This window comes from Subtercola boreus (assembly GCF_003399635.1).
GTDB classification, from domain to species: domain Bacteria; phylum Actinomycetota; class Actinomycetes; order Actinomycetales; family Microbacteriaceae; genus Subtercola; species Subtercola boreus_B.
In genome coordinates, this window is the sequence record NZ_NBXB01000038.1 from 1 (window position 1) to 13366 (window position 13366).

General features: G+C 61.8%; 17 protein-coding genes and 2 pseudogenes. 12 read left to right on the forward strand and 7 right to left on the reverse strand.

Going from position 1 to position 13366, the window contains the following annotated elements:
- Window positions 1-335 precede the first annotated feature (335 nt).
- A complete protein-coding gene (locus B7R22_RS14395) occupies window positions 336-917 on the reverse strand; it encodes a TetR/AcrR family transcriptional regulator (RefSeq protein ID WP_172582421.1) in 582 nt (193 codons plus the stop codon).
- Window positions 918-1114: 197 nt separating this feature from the next.
- Between B7R22_RS14395 and B7R22_RS14400 the strand changes: the two genes are divergently transcribed.
- The 3 genes from B7R22_RS14400 to B7R22_RS20290 all read left to right on the forward strand — a co-directional run bounded on the left by B7R22_RS14400 (window position 1115) and on the right by B7R22_RS20290 (window position 2373).
- Window positions 1115-1756: a CPBP family intramembrane glutamic endopeptidase gene (locus B7R22_RS14400; RefSeq protein WP_172582423.1), complete on the forward strand. Its 642-nt coding sequence runs from the start codon at window positions 1115-1117 to the stop codon at window positions 1754-1756.
- Between the two features lie 46 nt (window positions 1757-1802).
- The gene (locus tag B7R22_RS14405) at window positions 1803-2126 is read left to right on the forward strand and encodes a hypothetical protein (protein WP_116412406.1); all 324 of its coding nucleotides are present in this window, start codon (window positions 1803-1805) and stop codon (window positions 2124-2126) included.
- 94 nt (window positions 2127-2220) lie between these two features.
- The gene (locus B7R22_RS20290; protein ID WP_216363477.1) at window positions 2221-2373 is read left to right on the forward strand and encodes a tautomerase family protein; all 153 of its coding nucleotides are present in this window, start codon (window positions 2221-2223) and stop codon (window positions 2371-2373) included.
- Window positions 2374-2421: 48 nt separating this feature from the next.
- On the opposite strand, the gene B7R22_RS18860 is transcribed toward B7R22_RS20290, so the two are convergent.
- Window positions 2422-2772 carry a hypothetical protein gene (locus B7R22_RS18860; protein ID WP_147305400.1) on the reverse strand — a complete coding sequence of 117 codons (351 nt, stop codon included), beginning with the start codon at window positions 2770-2772 and terminating at the stop codon, window positions 2422-2424.
- 468 nt (window positions 2773-3240) lie between these two features.
- On the opposite strand from B7R22_RS18860, the pseudogene B7R22_RS14415 reads away from it, so the two are divergent.
- The 3 genes and pseudogenes from B7R22_RS14415 to B7R22_RS14425 all read left to right on the forward strand — a co-directional run.
- Window positions 3241-3639 (forward strand): annotated as a pseudogene (locus B7R22_RS14415) (transposase); the annotation flags it as partial.
- A gap of 90 nt (window positions 3640-3729) precedes the next feature.
- Window positions 3730-3898: pseudogene (locus B7R22_RS14420) on the forward strand (IS3-like element ISAar4 family transposase); the annotation flags it as partial.
- A gap of 421 nt (window positions 3899-4319) precedes the next feature.
- Window positions 4320-5549, forward strand: a complete 1230-nt coding sequence (locus B7R22_RS14425; RefSeq protein WP_216363478.1) for an ice-binding family protein — start codon at window positions 4320-4322, stop codon at window positions 5547-5549.
- A 212-nt stretch (window positions 5550-5761) separates the two neighbouring features.
- Here the strand turns inward: B7R22_RS14425 and B7R22_RS14430 are convergent, their stop codons facing one another.
- Window positions 5762-6739: an NADP-dependent oxidoreductase gene (locus B7R22_RS14430; RefSeq protein ID WP_216363479.1), complete on the reverse strand. Its 978-nt coding sequence runs from the start codon at window positions 6737-6739 to the stop codon at window positions 5762-5764.
- Between the two features lie 136 nt (window positions 6740-6875).
- On the opposite strand from B7R22_RS14430, the gene B7R22_RS14435 reads away from it, so the two are divergent.
- The 4 genes from B7R22_RS14435 to B7R22_RS14450 all read left to right on the forward strand — a co-directional run bounded on the left by B7R22_RS14435 (window position 6876) and on the right by B7R22_RS14450 (window position 9077).
- Window positions 6876-7361, forward strand: a complete 486-nt coding sequence (locus B7R22_RS14435) for a hypothetical protein (protein WP_147305402.1) — start codon at window positions 6876-6878, stop codon at window positions 7359-7361.
- A 122-nt stretch (window positions 7362-7483) separates the two neighbouring features.
- Window positions 7484-7687, forward strand: a complete 204-nt coding sequence (locus B7R22_RS14440) for a hypothetical protein (protein WP_116412410.1) — start codon at window positions 7484-7486, stop codon at window positions 7685-7687.
- Window positions 7687-8463, forward strand: coding sequence for a Fic/DOC family protein (locus B7R22_RS14445; protein ID WP_116412411.1), 777 nt, complete (start codon window positions 7687-7689; stop codon window positions 8461-8463). Before B7R22_RS14440 ends, B7R22_RS14445 begins: the two co-directional genes overlap by 1 nt.
- Window positions 8464-8468: 5 nt before the next feature.
- Window positions 8469-9077: a recombinase family protein gene (locus tag B7R22_RS14450; protein WP_116412412.1), complete on the forward strand. Its 609-nt coding sequence runs from the start codon at window positions 8469-8471 to the stop codon at window positions 9075-9077.
- 224 nt (window positions 9078-9301) lie between these two features.
- Here B7R22_RS14450 and B7R22_RS20295 read toward each other — a convergent pair whose 3' ends face one another.
- On the reverse strand, window positions 9302-9769 hold the full coding sequence (locus B7R22_RS20295; protein WP_367379198.1) for a glutaredoxin domain-containing protein: 468 nt from the start codon (window positions 9767-9769) through the stop codon (window positions 9302-9304).
- Between B7R22_RS20295 and B7R22_RS20105 the strand changes: the two genes are divergently transcribed.
- Window positions 9659-9904 (forward strand): recombinase family protein, encoded by a 246-nt coding sequence (locus B7R22_RS20105; RefSeq protein ID WP_437184150.1) that lies wholly within the window; start codon window positions 9659-9661, stop codon window positions 9902-9904. The genes B7R22_RS20295 and B7R22_RS20105 overlap by 111 nt on opposite strands.
- Here B7R22_RS20105 and B7R22_RS14465 read toward each other — a convergent pair.
- From B7R22_RS14465 to B7R22_RS14475, 3 genes are all read right to left on the reverse strand, one after another.
- Window positions 9876-10751 carry a LamG domain-containing protein gene (locus B7R22_RS14465; protein WP_116412414.1) on the reverse strand — a complete coding sequence of 292 codons (876 nt, stop codon included), beginning with the start codon at window positions 10749-10751 and terminating at the stop codon, window positions 9876-9878. The genes B7R22_RS20105 and B7R22_RS14465 overlap by 29 nt on opposite strands.
- Entirely contained in the window at window positions 10748-11644 is an 897-nt protein-coding gene (locus tag B7R22_RS14470; protein WP_301182619.1) for a signal peptidase I, read from the reverse strand. The genes B7R22_RS14465 and B7R22_RS14470 overlap by 4 nt, the downstream gene beginning before the upstream one ends.
- A gap of 112 nt (window positions 11645-11756) precedes the next feature.
- Window positions 11757-12299 carry a hypothetical protein gene (locus B7R22_RS14475; RefSeq protein WP_253259097.1) on the reverse strand — a complete coding sequence of 181 codons (543 nt, stop codon included), beginning with the start codon at window positions 12297-12299 and terminating at the stop codon, window positions 11757-11759.
- Window positions 12300-12620: 321 nt separating this feature from the next.
- Here B7R22_RS14475 and B7R22_RS14480 point away from each other — a divergent pair, with 321 nt between their 5' ends.
- Complete coding sequence (locus B7R22_RS14480) at window positions 12621-13169, forward strand: MarR family winged helix-turn-helix transcriptional regulator (protein WP_216363481.1); 549 nt, start codon at window positions 12621-12623, stop codon at window positions 13167-13169.
- The last annotated feature ends 197 nt before the right edge of the window (window positions 13170-13366 follow it).

Sequence of the window (13366 nt, forward strand, 5' to 3'; positions counted from 1 at the left end):
AGGACACGCTGGACAGTGCGGTGGAAACCCGCGCTGAACGCGTTCGCGATCACCTTCGCCGACCGCTGGCCGGCAGCAGAAACCTACTAACCAAAAATGCTGGAAACACCGAAAACGTTACAGACCCCTCTGGGTCCGAGACATCTCTAAAATCTTTTGCTTTTTGATACACCCAGCTGCGGCGGCAGACCTTCAGAGTTGGCCTTGAAAGTCGTCTGGGGGTTATTCACTCAGCGGCGGAGTTCTATGATCGCTGCATTGCGCTCGTTGCTCTCGACTGACCCCGCGTCTGTTGTCGCGAATCGCCGCGGCGCTGCGGGATGGATGAGGGTGAGTTAATTGAAGGTGCGGATACCGGCGAAGACGAGGTCGACGGCTTGAGCGACCTGTTCAGTCGCAAGTGGGCGGGTGCTGAGGAGGAGCCGGTAGTAGATGGCGCCGTAGAGCAGGTCAATTGTCGTCTGCACGTCAGTATCTGAGCGAATCTGTCCCGCATCGCGGGCCCGGATGAGGCGTTCCCGGCATGCGACACTCGCCGGTTCAATGATCTGCTCGATGTGTTTCCGAGCGAGCTCGGGGTCGGATTGCGCGGCAGCAATCAAGCCGCGGTAAGCGGAACCGAAGTCGGTCGTCACGAGTTTGACCGTGACGTTCTCCATTTGCGTTCGGAGGTCAGCCACGATATCGCCCGTATCGGGGAAGGCGGCGACGTCTGCGAAGCCATCGTTGATCGCTTCGAGCACGACAGCGCCCTTGGAGCGCCACCATCGGTAGATGGTCTGCTTACCCACGCCTGCGTGGCTGGCGATTGCTTCAACGGTGACGTTCTCGAACCCTTTCTCGGCCACCAATGTGATCGCGGCATGCAGAATCGCACGATGCGACTCCTCGTTCCGCCGTCTCGGAACGCTTTCCACAGGTTCCATTCCCCAAGTCTAGCGACGGGTCTCGCAAGACGAGTCGTCTCGTATGCTTGAATCGATCCGCGATACCAGAGCGGCTTCGAACAAGGCGACCAACGAGGGAAGAAATGTTAGAGCACCCGAACACCACCGACACCAACCACCACGAGGATGCGGCTTCGGCCACCCGAGTGACCTGGCCCGATCTTGGAATGGCGATCGCCACAACGGCCGTGCTGTACGCGCTTGGAATTCTGCTTTTCCTGCAAATTCCGAAGGAAGACACCGTCCTCAGCGGATTGGCGCTGTTCGCGATCTCAGGGCTCGCGCCGCTCGGCGCGGTTCTCCTCACCATCGCTATCCGCAAGCGGAAGCTCGCGTTGTTCGGAATCAATCGTGTCGCTCCGAAGTGGCTTGCGATCGCTGTGGCCATCGGAGTCGGCGTAGTCGCCCTGAATATCGGGATCACGAGCATCGTCAGCGCGACCACCGACGCAGCAGATGTCCAGGCCAATTACCAGTCCGCCGCGACCAGTGGAGTTGCCGGCTTCATCGGCGCGATTCTCCTGGGCGCGGTCCTTACCCCGATCGGCGAAGAGTTCCTGTTCCGCGGGGTCGTTTTCAACCTGCTCAAGCGCTATGGAGCATGGCTCGCCGTGATTCTCAGCGCAGCGATCTTCGCCTTCAGCCACGGAATCAACCTCGCTACCCCTGTTGCGTTCGTCGTGGGAGTGTCGGCTGCATTGCTGATGAAGAAGACGAAGTCCGTCTGGCCCGGCGTCATCGTCCACGCCGTCAATAACGCTTCCTCGACGATCATCTCCGTCATCTACTTCCAGATGGCCGCCAGTTGAACCGCCGCCAACCGCGCAGGCACTCGCTATACACGGTTCAGAGATCGTGAACGAGTACTCGCTCTACGAGGGGGCAATGCAGGTCGTGCCACTGCTTCTGATTGCGCTGTTCCTGGATCGTCGGAGCAGCGCTGACCAAACCGGAACAAGCCGTTCGGCCAAGTTATGGCTCCGACTTCAGAACCGGATCATCGCGGTCCTCGGAATCGTCGCATTCTTCGTGTCGATGTTCGTCATCGCAGGCGTATTCGAGCACACGACGCTCACTGCCAGCATGGTCATCTCCGCGCTCAGCGGGTCAATCGGACTGCTCTTCTCGCTGATCTGGCGCCGACTCGACACTCACCCACCATCGAATCCAACGACGTAACACCGTAAAAGGTCGAAGCCCGGACGACGGTGCCGGCCGAACGCCTCGGCGGCTGAGTCCTACGGGGTGATGTGCGCCGTCGGACGTTCTGGCGTTGCAACGGGACGCCAGCCTTCTCGCTCAGTACCTCAATGAGCGCGCTGGAGTACCCAAGGAGCAGCTGGTCGTATCCATCACCGAGAACGGCGACGACGACTGGTCTTTCGGCGGCGGCCGTGCCCAGTTCTTAATCGGCGAACACACCTGACCCAGAAACCGAAGCTGACGGGCCGCACATGGCCGCACCCCAGCCCGACTAACGACATTCAGCGATCACAAAACGCCGCCACCAAGCGCCAAAATTCACAGGTGCTGTGGGCGCCAGATGGAGATAGTCAGGGGGCGACCGCGAGAATGTGATGTTCGCGCTCGAATTAGTCAGACGGAGAGCCTGATCTGGGAGCTCGAAGGTGATGGGACTTTTTAAAAACGTCGTAGTCCAAGCTTCTTTTTCTCCTGCGTCATCAATGCAACCCTTAGCTGTTGCTACAAACTTGTCGGGTTCCGTAACAATCTGATCCTGCACAACCGTCAGCGGTATGTTCAGGGCGTTGCAGGGAGTCTGAATGATTGCGTTTAGTGATCCATCGAGGAGTTCGAAATTCATCCGTAGGGGCTGGGATGCCAGCCAAGCGATCGGTACTGAGTTCTCATCGCCTCCGGTTAACGTGAACTGATCGCATCCGAAGGGACTTGTATCTACGCAATCGGAGGAGACTGAAGGAGGTGTGGGGCTTGCTGATTGAGGTGTCTGTGCGCATCCGGTTGCCATCAGTGTGCTTACTCCGACCAGTAGTAGAAGTTGAGGCAGGCTGGTTTTGCGATGGATCATCTGGTCTGACCGTATCTCACTTAAATAGTCGGCGTCGACGTCTCCGATATGTCGCAGATGAGGCGCCCTGGCGTTACCCGCCAAGGGCGCCTCATTGGACTCTAGGAGTTGCTGCTGGAAATTAGCCGCCGCTAACCGAGTTGAGGCCGAGACCACCGTAGGTTATTGCAGTCTGAACGGAAGAGAACAGCACCGTCTTAGAGCACTTGTTGGCTCCTTGATCGTGGACAGATCCTGTTCCACGGCGCCGGCTGGCAGCGGTGCCGGGTGCATTTCATGCGCAACGTCCTCGCTGTGATCCCGAAGGGATCCCAGGACATGGTCGCCTCGATCATTCGCACCATCTTCGCCCAGCCCGACCGTGAGCACATCGAGAAACAGTTCCGCGAAGTCACCACCATGCTCACCCGGTCCCACCCGAAAGTCGCCGCGATGCTCATCGATGCCCAACCCGACCTGCTCGCGTTCGCCGCGTTCCCCAGGCGGCACTGGCGCCAGATCTGGTCCACGCACCCGCTCGAACGGGTGAACAAAGAACGCTGATACTCCTCCGAAGCATCCATGCTCGAGTTCGCCACCATGAACCACCCCATCGAAGCCCCTGACGAGGCGGTGATCCTCCCCGAACTCGCCGCCGCCTAAACCAGAACAACTGACCCGCACGGTATTGAGAAACTCCACCACTCAGCGGGACGTGACGAGTTCCGGGCCTTGGTAAGCCGTTTAGGGCTCAAGAACGAGCGCGTACCGCACCGTCTATGCCACGAAAGCACAAGCCCGCACCGATGTCATCCGCTATATCGAGGGGTTTTACAACAGCCGGCGTCGACACTCAACCCTCGGCTACCGACGCCCCAAGGAAGTCCACTATGGTTATCAACAGCCAGCCCTGGCAGCGTAGAAGAAACCATCAATTCCGCTGCCCGAAAAGCTCGCGGCAGCCCACATCCGTCATCGTCATAACTCCGGTGGCGGGCTCGGTCTTGCTTGACTCTAAGGCACCCTGCAAGCCAGCACGAGCGCCCTGCGCATGCGGACCTTCCGTTAGCCGATCGTCCCCCGGCAACGAACTGGGGCTTCGTCTTTGCCAGCGCCTTCCACAATGCAGGAACCGTGACGATCACCGCCACAATTGCGGCGGACACCTGAATCCGGTAGTTCGCCGTTCCGCAAAAAAGGGGGGGTGTCTATTGCGGTGACGCAGGGGTACGGTGTGTTCACTACCCCGCATTCAGGGGGGCGGGGCTTTTGCAGGGGTGTGCGGGGCGGGTGACTGAAACACGTCCGGCTGTCAATGATGATGCAAGCTGAGGGGTCTTCGTATGAGCGTTCACCGTTCCACCCACGCGGCGCCCACCCGGACCAGAACGGCATCGCGGATAACGAGCGTCGCCGTGATCGCCAGCGTGGGCCTGGTGCTTGTGTCCGCGTTCGCCGCGACAATCGGCGCGTCAGCAGCCGAAGCGCCGATCGACCTCGGAACAGCGGACACCTACTCGGTGCTGGCCGGTCAGACAGTGACGAACACCGGCGTGAGCGTGTTGAACGCGGACCTGGGAGTATCGCCTGGAACAGCGATCACCGGGTTTCCACCCGGGATCGTCGGTGGGATCACCCACGCCGCGGACGCGGCCGCAGCAAAAGCACAATCAGACCTGACGATCGGGTTCGATGACGCCGCCGGCCGCGCACCGACCGCATCTATCGCCGGCGACCTGGTAGGCCAAACCCTCCAGGGTGGCGTTTACAAATCGACCGGCCCGATCGCGGTAAGTGGCACAGTGACCCTGGACGGGCAAGGAAACCCGAACACCGTCTTTATCTTCCAAATCGCCTCAACCCTGACAACAGCAACATCCAGCACCATCGCCCTGATCAACGGGGCTCAATCCTGCAACGTGTTCTGGCAAGTCGGCAGCTCCGCGACCCTCGGCACAGATACCGTCTTCGTTGGATCGATCATGGCCCTGACCTCCATCAGCGTGACAACCGGCACCACCGTCGCCGGCCGGGCACTCGCACGCAACGGGCAAGTATCCCTGGACACCAACACCTTCACCTCCCCCGCCTGCATCACAACCACACCTACTCCGACTCCGACACCCACCCCGACATCCACGGCAACGCCGACGCCGACCCCCACCCCGACATCCACGGCAACGCCGACACCGACCCCCACCCCGACATCCACGGCAACGCCGACACCGACCCCCACCCCGACACCCACGGCAACGCCGACACCCACCCCGACACCCACGGCAACGCCGACACCGACCCCCACCCCGACACCCACGGCAACGCCGACACCCACGGCAACACCGACGCCGAGTGCTGCGCCCACTCCGACACCGACATTAACCTCGGCTGCGGCAGCTACGGCCGGGCCGGTCCCGAGTAGCAACAACAGCCGTGGAGGCGGGACATCGTCCCTCGCCGAGACCGGTATCGGCCAGATCCTGCCCCCCGTGATCGGTGTGAGCCTGGTGCTCGTGCTGTCAGGAGTCATCGTGTTCCTCATCTCCCGCCGCAAAGCGAAAACCTCGAAGAACTAGGCGGGCGGCGCCCCGGGAGGATAGGGGTGTGGAACAAACCGAATGCATGATGGCGGACTGCGACGACGAACCAACCAACACTGTCCTCGCAAATGACGACTTACAGGTGTGAAGGCGCCGGGGGAGCATCAGTCTGACGATTGGCCGCCACACCGGCCTCCTACAAGTCGCGGGTGAACGCAAATTTTCCCTGCGCGATGAGGTGGCAGCCGTCAATTCGGTAGGACTTGAAGTACGGTTTTACCCGGGATGCGCACACTAGGTCCTTCTTCGAAAGCCGAACGTGCTTGGGCGAGTGGAAGCACCTGGGCGACCGACGCGCGGATCGCGCCTGCGTCGACAAGTCGCGCGATCTCGGCAAGCGTCTCGGAGTTGGGGCCGACGACAAAAAACGTCGCTGAAATGTCTCGGTTGGTTAGCAGACCGGCATCGACCGGCTGGCTCAGTGTGACAAACCTGCCGCCAGGGCGGACCATTCTGATTGCTGCCGCAGTGGCTGGGCCGCCGACCGCGTCTATCACTATGTCGGCTTGTATGCTCGCGCTACTTGCACTGATCGAGGCGTAGTCGAGGACGACATCAGCGCCCAGGCCGGAGACGAATTGAAGGTTATCAGAGGCGGCAGTAGCGCTGACATGCGCGCCGAGATGTTTGGCGAGCTGAACTGCGAGCGACCCCACGCCGCCAGCACCGCCCAACACGACTACGTGCTCTCCTTTGACCAATTGGGCATGTTCAACAAGCGCCTCCCATGCGGTGAGAGCAGCCATTGCGATGGACGCGCTCTCAACGTGGCTCACGGACAGGGGCCGTCGCGCCAGGTCTGTCGCGGGTACCGTGACGTACTCCGCAGCCGCACCGTCTCGGTTGAAACCGACGCGACCGAATACCTGATCCCCTACCGTGAAAGCGTTGACACCGCTGCCGAGGGCGCTCACAACACCTGAGACCTCGTGGGCCGGGATGATCGGAGTTCTGTCTTGACCATCCTTAGAACGCCACGTCTCGTCCCAACTGAGTTCGGCGAAGGTGATGCCTGCTGCATGCACCTGAACGAGAACCTCGCCAGCCTTCGGCACGGGCAGGGGAACCGATTCGTACGTCAAAACTTCAGGGCCGCCGCGTCGGTGCGCCCGGATAGCCATCATGTTTTCCACTATTGTTCCATTTCTTTTGTTCATTTTGGTCATTCAATAGGTTACGTCCGGCGAGGCCGGGCGTTTTAGTCTCAACATTGGAACCTCGATACGAAACTCCCGTGGACAGACTTCGCTAATGAAGTGCGCTACGGCTGCAACTACCCCACCGGGAATAGGGAGTTCTGAGATGACGACAGCACAGGAACGCATCGAGGAAACCGCGCGTTCATCAACTAGACAGACTCCGAAAGCTGGGTTGTTTACGGCTATGGCCGCATTGGCGGTGGGCGTTCTGGGCTCGATTGCGTTGAGTGTGGTCTTCGTCGTCTGGGTTTCCATCAATGACGCGATCTATTTCCCCGCGGCGGAGACAGGGAGAAACGGCACCTATCCCGAGGGACATTTCCTCTACGGATGGTTCGCGGTCGGTTGCATCACCATCTTCGGAGCCCTCGCCATCATCTCCGCGTGGTACGTCTTCCTCAATCGACGATCTCCGATCACAAGCAACGCTGCATCAGCGCTACTTTTCACTGGTGCAATCCTGATTGGTGTCAGCATCCCGGCAATCATTCAATACGCCACCCTCGGGTTTGTTCCACTTTTAGCCGGGCTCGGGTGCCTCCTGCCTTTGCTCCTGCGACCTCGCGCCAGCACTCCAAGCCATAACTGAACCGCATCTCCGTAGACCTCTCGCGGCCTGCAAGAGGTCTACGGAGCAAGGTTGCCTAAACATTTGCTTAGGGGTTTTTGAACAGCTCTGGTAGAATTAAAGTTGAGGAAAGAGAGCTGACTATGGCCACCAAGACTGCGCACGCGATCGCTGCTGATGGTCGGCGTATTGACGTCGACCAGGCTATGGCCATGATTGAGAAGGGTCAGCAGCTCGCCGGCCACTTTCCGAACGACGAGGCGCTGGATCGTGCGCGCCGTGTTCTCGAGGGTGAGATCACTTCGGCCGAGGGTTACGCGGAGCTGGACGCCAAGTATTCGCGCTGATGGCCGAGGATGATAAGTACACCTACGCCGGCAGCGGGGGAGTGCTAGTCAACTCGCTCGGCATTCGCGACGCTGCGCGTCTGGATGACGCGATGAACGACTACGCCAGCCTTGCAATGGCCGATATTTACACCGACACGATACCGGACAGGCCAGGTCGCGATTATCTGACCGAGATCCACGAGCGCATGTTCAGCCGCATCGCACCGGGTATAGCTGGGAAGATCCGAGACGTCGACGCGCAAGCAACCGGAACGGGTATTCCGTATTGCCGGCCCGAGTTCCTTGAGGACAACCTCGGAGCGGTTTTTCGGAAGCTCGACCGCGAGGACTATCTGACCGGATTGAGCGGTAGGGAGTTTGCAGACAAACTCGCGAATCGCTGGGGCGAGCTGTCGGCTGTCCATCCTTTTCGGGACGGCAACACACGCTCGCAGTCTGCGTACGTCACGATGATCGCCGTTCGAGCCGGCCACCCGATCGACTGGCAGCGCGTCGACGTCGACTCGCTCCGCTCGCTTCGACTGAATGCCGTGGTTGGACAAGATCGACCGCTGGCCGACTATCTTTACGCTCGGCTACAGTCACCAGAGCACAGCGCCGGCAGCGCGGCCCAGCTCTCCCCGGAGCTGCAGCGCATCGTCGACGCAACCCGCCGGAACTTCCCGACAAGTGCGACCGAGATCCGCGCACCCGAGCCGGGAAGCTTGACCGCCAGGCGCGCGCAGCTCCCGCCGCAGCAGGGGCGCAGCAACGATCAGGGATACCGGAGGTAGCCCGGGTGAGCATCGTGGGGTACACACGCGTTTCGACGCAGGATCAGAACCTCAATTCGCAGATCGACGCCTTGAAGGCGGCGGGTGCTGAGCACATTTTCTCCGACAAGCTCACGGGTAAAAATGCCGCGCGGCCCGGGCTTATCGAGGCGATGAAGTTCCTCCGTTCTGGTGACACCCTCCTGGTGTACTCGACCGATCGGTTGGGCCGGTCGATGACCGATGTCGTGACGATCGTGACGGAGCTGGGGGAGCGGGGCGTGGAGTTCAAGTCGCTCACCGAACCGTTTGACACCACGACCGCTGGGGGTGAGTTGTTCTTCCATATCTGCGCCGCGTTCGCGCAGATGAACGGGCGCATCATCTCGGAACGCACCCGCGCCGGACTCGCGGCCGCGAAGGCGCGCGGCAAGCTCGGTGGCCGGCCTACGGTGATGACGCCGAAGCGTATCGAGGTCGCGGTGCGGATGAGATCTGAGAAGGCAACGTGGGAGACGATCGCAGGGGTTTTGCAGGTGAGCGCGTCGACGGTGCGCCGTGCTGTTGCCGACGCCACCGCTTACGAACCAGCCGCCGAGGCTACGCCCGAGCGTGAGCCTGTTCTGTCACGCTGACAAAGGTTCGCTCACTGCTGGCCGCCTGGCCATCCATTCGTCGACGCTGACGCCGATGTAGCGAATACTCCGCGAGCTGGGCGCAACAAATGATGGCCCGCCACCGAGACGCCTGAGCTGCGCGAGTTGCAGTGTGGTGAGCCCGAATCGCGTCGCTTTCTCGTCGGGGTCGAGGGCGCGGCGGCGAGGCTTTGGTACGACGGGGCGGCGGTGTGAGGTTGCCATTATGCGAACTTCCGAACGCCGGGAGTTGTGGCTCTCGCGGCAGCGACCACGGCGATGACATCGGGCCGGTAGCCCGACCAGCTGGCACCGCCGACAGTGACGACGGGAGCCTGAGTGTGGCCGAGTTCTTTCACGAGGTCGACGGCTGTCTTATCCACGGTCAGGTCGACCGTGACATAGGGCACGCCGGCTGTGTCGAGTGCTCTCTTCGTTGCTGTGCACTGCACGCAGCTTGGCAGTGTGTAGACGATCAATGCGTCCCGGACCATTGTTGCCAGCTCTTGATCCTCGGGGTGGCGCGCAGCGACGTCCCGGAGGTCGGCGACAAGAGATTGTTCGTATATCTCCGGCTCCGGGTGACGCACAGGTCCTGGGTCGCCGAGGAAGGTCCGCCAGACAATGTTGGCGTCACATCCGGGGAGAAGGTCGCCGCGAGCAGACCAGCGATGATGCGGCTCCTCGAGCATGTCGTCGACGGAGACACGGTAGTGGTCTGGCGCATCGACCGGCTTGGCCGATCGTCCACCGGAATGACTCAGCGCGTCTCGGCCTGTGACCTCGGATTGGCGGTGTTCAGTGGCCGGCGGCGTAGTGGTTGGTGATTTGGGTCTGGGTGAGGGCGGTGGTGTACACGGCAGCGTAGCGGAGGGTTCCGGTGACGTAGGAGTTAGTACCGGCGTTGGGCCAGCCGTTAAGGTTTCCCTGCCCGAACCGCCAGTATCCGGCGTGAGCTTCAGCTGTGGTGAAGGCGGTGTTGCTGGCCGCGGGTGCGCCGTCGAGGTACAGGTTCATGCCGGTGCCAGCGGAGAAGGTCGCGACGACGTGGTGCCAGGCGCCGTTGGCGTAACCGGCCGGGCTCGTGATGACTTGAGTGCCGCCGTTGTAGGTGCCGAAGATGACCTGCCCGGTCGGTGACAGGTACACCTGCCGGTCGTACTGGCCGGAGGTTCCGGTTTGGAGACTCTCGAATCCGACGAGTTTGCCGGATGGGGTGCTTGTTTTGAACCAGGTCTCGAGGGTGAAGGTTGGCGGGCTGGTGACTTGGGTGGGCGTGCTGAGGTAGCTGGTGCTGCCGTTCAGCACGTACGAGGTTCCGGCGTCGCGAGGGCAGGCGATCGGAGTGGTGCCGCTGGCGGTCATAGCACCCTGGTAGGTTCCGTTTGCGGCGGCCCCAGAGGTGTCGGTTGCTGTGGTGGCGCCAGTGGCTTCTGTGAGGGGGTATTGGAAGAGCGCGTTTGCTTTGTCGACGGCGTATGCGCCGGTGCAGGTGAAGTTCGCCGCCGTTGCCGCGGTGTCGGTGTTGTTGGTGATTTTCGCGCTGTACGCCGAACTCGTCCCGGGGGTGAACCACGTCACCGCGAACACACCGACCAGCAGGAGGGCCAAGAGAGCGCCCGCCCATGCGTGCCGCGTCGTGAGGGGCCTGGTGGCGGGGGTGTCGCCGCTCATGCGGTGCTCCCGTTTTCGGCGTCTGCGGGCAGTCCGACGATCACCGTCCAGAGAAGCGGTATCGCGCAGACGGCTGCGAGGATGATCCAGCCGGCCACGGGGAGGTTCAGGGCGGAGGAGAGGTGGTATTGGCTGCTATCGACAAGGCTCGGGACGGTGAGGGTTCCGACCTGCCCCGAGATGAGGTCGGTGTGGTCACCGCCGACGGCCTGCACCCGGATGGGGAGCATGCCGGTGGACACGATGGCGGCGTGGGCACCGGTGCTGTCGGCGGTAGTGCTGAGCACCACGATCCCGATCAGGGGGCGGAGGATGTATGCCGCTGTCGCGACGACGAGGGAGATTCCGGCGACTCGAAGCGCGGACCGGGTCGTCGGTGACCGGAACAGGCTGGAGACCAGCCATACCAGCAGCGTCCCGACCGCGATGATGGGGACAGCTTTGACGTACCAACCGACTGCGGGAAGGATGACGGTGGCGTGTCCAATGATGTCGGCCGGGTACAGCTGCCACGGGTCCGTCGCCCCGTTGATGTCGCCCCGAGTGCTGATGGCACCATCGGTCGTGATCGCGATGACCCGATGGGTGTAGATCTCGGTCGGGGACGTTGGGGGGCGGAACGTGATGACGTCCCCGACAGCGACCCGGTTGTCGGTGGGGGTTGTGAGGATCAGGGTGCCAACAGGCGCGGTCTGCCCCATCGAAGGTGTCTGCACAACAAACCAACGCCCACCGGTGAGGAAGAATACCAGCGCTCCAAGGAGCACTGCCGCCAACAATGCGGCCGCTACGGCGAAGAGAACCCGAAGCGGTCGGGGAAGCGGGGCCTGCCTGGGGATCCATCGGCGAGGTCCGGAATGGAAACCCCTCGTGCTGGTCCGGGCAGTAGTCACGCGCTCAGCCCTCCAGCTTCTGCTTGATCTTTTCCGATACGTGGTGGAACAAGTATCGCGGGCCGCCCTCAAGTGGTGAGGCAGCCCGCGATAGTCAGAGAATACTTCAGGGTCAGCTGCTGAAGGTCCAGGTCAGCGGCAGGGAGGCCTGCAGGCCCTGGTACGTGTTACCCGCGGTCGGGGCGAGCGTGACCGCGAACGAGAACGGAACGGTGACACCGGCCGCCGGGGCGGCAGGCATCGTGAACGCTGCAGGAGCAGCGCCGGCAAGCGTCGCAAGCGTGCCGCTGAACACGGTCGCGGCGCCTGAGGTGATCACGACGTTCAGTTTGGCGCAGAGATCCGTGGCGGTACCGTTCTGCGTGCCCGAGTTCGTCTGGGTGCACGTCGCACCGGGGGTCAGGGTGAACGTGGTCGCAGCGACGGTGCCGAGGTTCTTGATCGTGATCGGGGTGGTGACAGTGTTACCGGGGGTCATGGTTGTGCTGCCACCGAACTTGTTGATCGTCGCGCACGTCGCCGCGTTCGTCGATACAGAACCACCGTCGGTACTGAGGCATGTGACCGTCGCACCGGAGTTCTGCTCCTGCATCACGAGCGCGCCCGTCGCTGCGGTGTTGTTCGAGTTGGTGATACTTGCAACGAACCCAGACATCGTGCCTGTGAGGCTCAGCGACAACAGGACAGCCCCGAGGACACCGGCGCCGAGAGCGACAGGTGCGAAACGGCGACGTTTGTTCTTTGGAGCAGACGCGTGACTAGACAATGAAGATCCCCCAAGGGTGAAAGAAGTGGAGCGTTGCCCCATAAAACACCCGGCGGGTATCTACTTTATCGGCAAGCTCCTCTATTATGAAGAAAAACGAGAGTGGATGCAACACCCTCGTTTTGGGGGACCCTCACCAGCAACCCGGACCTATCCTGTAACGAATTCCTCTGTTCCTAGCTGAGTGCCCCAACCGAAAGTCCTTCCCCCATGGCCTTGCTGAACCCAGAAACTGATGCCGCCGAAGCGGCGCACCTCATCGCCCTCCCCCGCACCTCGACCAGGATGCGGGAAGCCAACAGCGCCCCAGCGGACGGGGCGGCAGAGTACGCTGCCGCGCTGCATCAGCTCGATCTCGGGCACAGGAAGCTCCGTACTGGGTTCGCTGACCACCTCGGCCTCACCCACAACGAATACGACGCCTTTATGTTCATCACCGAGAGCCAAACCACAACCCCGAAAGACCTCGCGGCGACCCTCCGGTTCACCACCGGCGCCACAACCGCGATGATCGACCGGCTCGAGAACGTCGACCTCGTTCACCGCATCCCCAACCCCGGCGACCGGCGCAGCGTCCTGCTCGAACCCACCCCCCACGGCGAAACCCAAGCCGCCTGGGTCATCAGCAACTACATCCGCATCGCAAACGACGCCGTGACCTCACACACCACCCTCACCGCCCAGGCCCTCACGGACGCGATAAGCCACATCACGACCATCATCACCAACGCCACCGAGCAACACTGGCAACAGTCTTAGACAACCACCACGACCAGGCGATCCTACGAAACGCAAAGCCGGCCATCAAAGCCTGTAAACGGTACTGGACGGGACTGTGCTGAATTCGGTGTTTCTGGCCTAACGCGTCGGGCGTGTGCCTGGCGGGGAAGGTGCCGTGATGACGACACTGGATGTTGTGAAGAGAAACAAGCCGGAGCCCTCTGCGGAGGAGCTCG

What these genes read in the sequence shown, in the direction of transcription:
- B7R22_RS18860 (WP_147305400.1), bottom strand. Translation starts at nt 2,772, where the DNA reads ATGAATTTCGAACTCCTCGATGGATCACTAAACGCAATCATTCAGACT.
- B7R22_RS14425 (WP_216363478.1), top strand. Translation starts at nt 4,320, where the DNA reads ATGAGCGTTCACCGTTCCACCCACGCGGCGCCCACCCGGACCAGAACG.
- B7R22_RS14475 (WP_253259097.1), bottom strand. Translation starts at nt 12,299, where the DNA reads ATGTCTGGGTTCGTTGCAAGTATCACCAACTCGAACAACACCGCAGCG.
- B7R22_RS14435 (WP_147305402.1), top strand. Translation starts at nt 6,876, where the DNA reads ATGACGACAGCACAGGAACGCATCGAGGAAACCGCGCGTTCATCAACT.
- B7R22_RS14400 (WP_172582423.1), top strand. Translation starts at nt 1,115, where the DNA reads ATGGCGATCGCCACAACGGCCGTGCTGTACGCGCTTGGAATTCTGCTT.
- B7R22_RS20295 (WP_367379198.1), bottom strand. Translation starts at nt 9,769, where the DNA reads ATGCTCGAGGAGCCGCATCATCGCTGGTCTGCTCGCGGCGACCTTCTC.
- B7R22_RS14430 (WP_216363479.1), bottom strand. Translation starts at nt 6,739, where the DNA reads ATGACCAAAATGAACAAAAGAAATGGAACAATAGTGGAAAACATGATG.
- B7R22_RS14480 (WP_216363481.1), top strand. Translation starts at nt 12,621, where the DNA reads ATGGCCTTGCTGAACCCAGAAACTGATGCCGCCGAAGCGGCGCACCTC.
- B7R22_RS14440 (WP_116412410.1), top strand. Translation starts at nt 7,484, where the DNA reads ATGGCCACCAAGACTGCGCACGCGATCGCTGCTGATGGTCGGCGTATT.
- B7R22_RS14445 (WP_116412411.1), top strand. Translation starts at nt 7,687, where the DNA reads ATGGCCGAGGATGATAAGTACACCTACGCCGGCAGCGGGGGAGTGCTA.
- B7R22_RS14465 (WP_116412414.1), bottom strand. Translation starts at nt 10,751, where the DNA reads ATGAGCGGCGACACCCCCGCCACCAGGCCCCTCACGACGCGGCACGCA.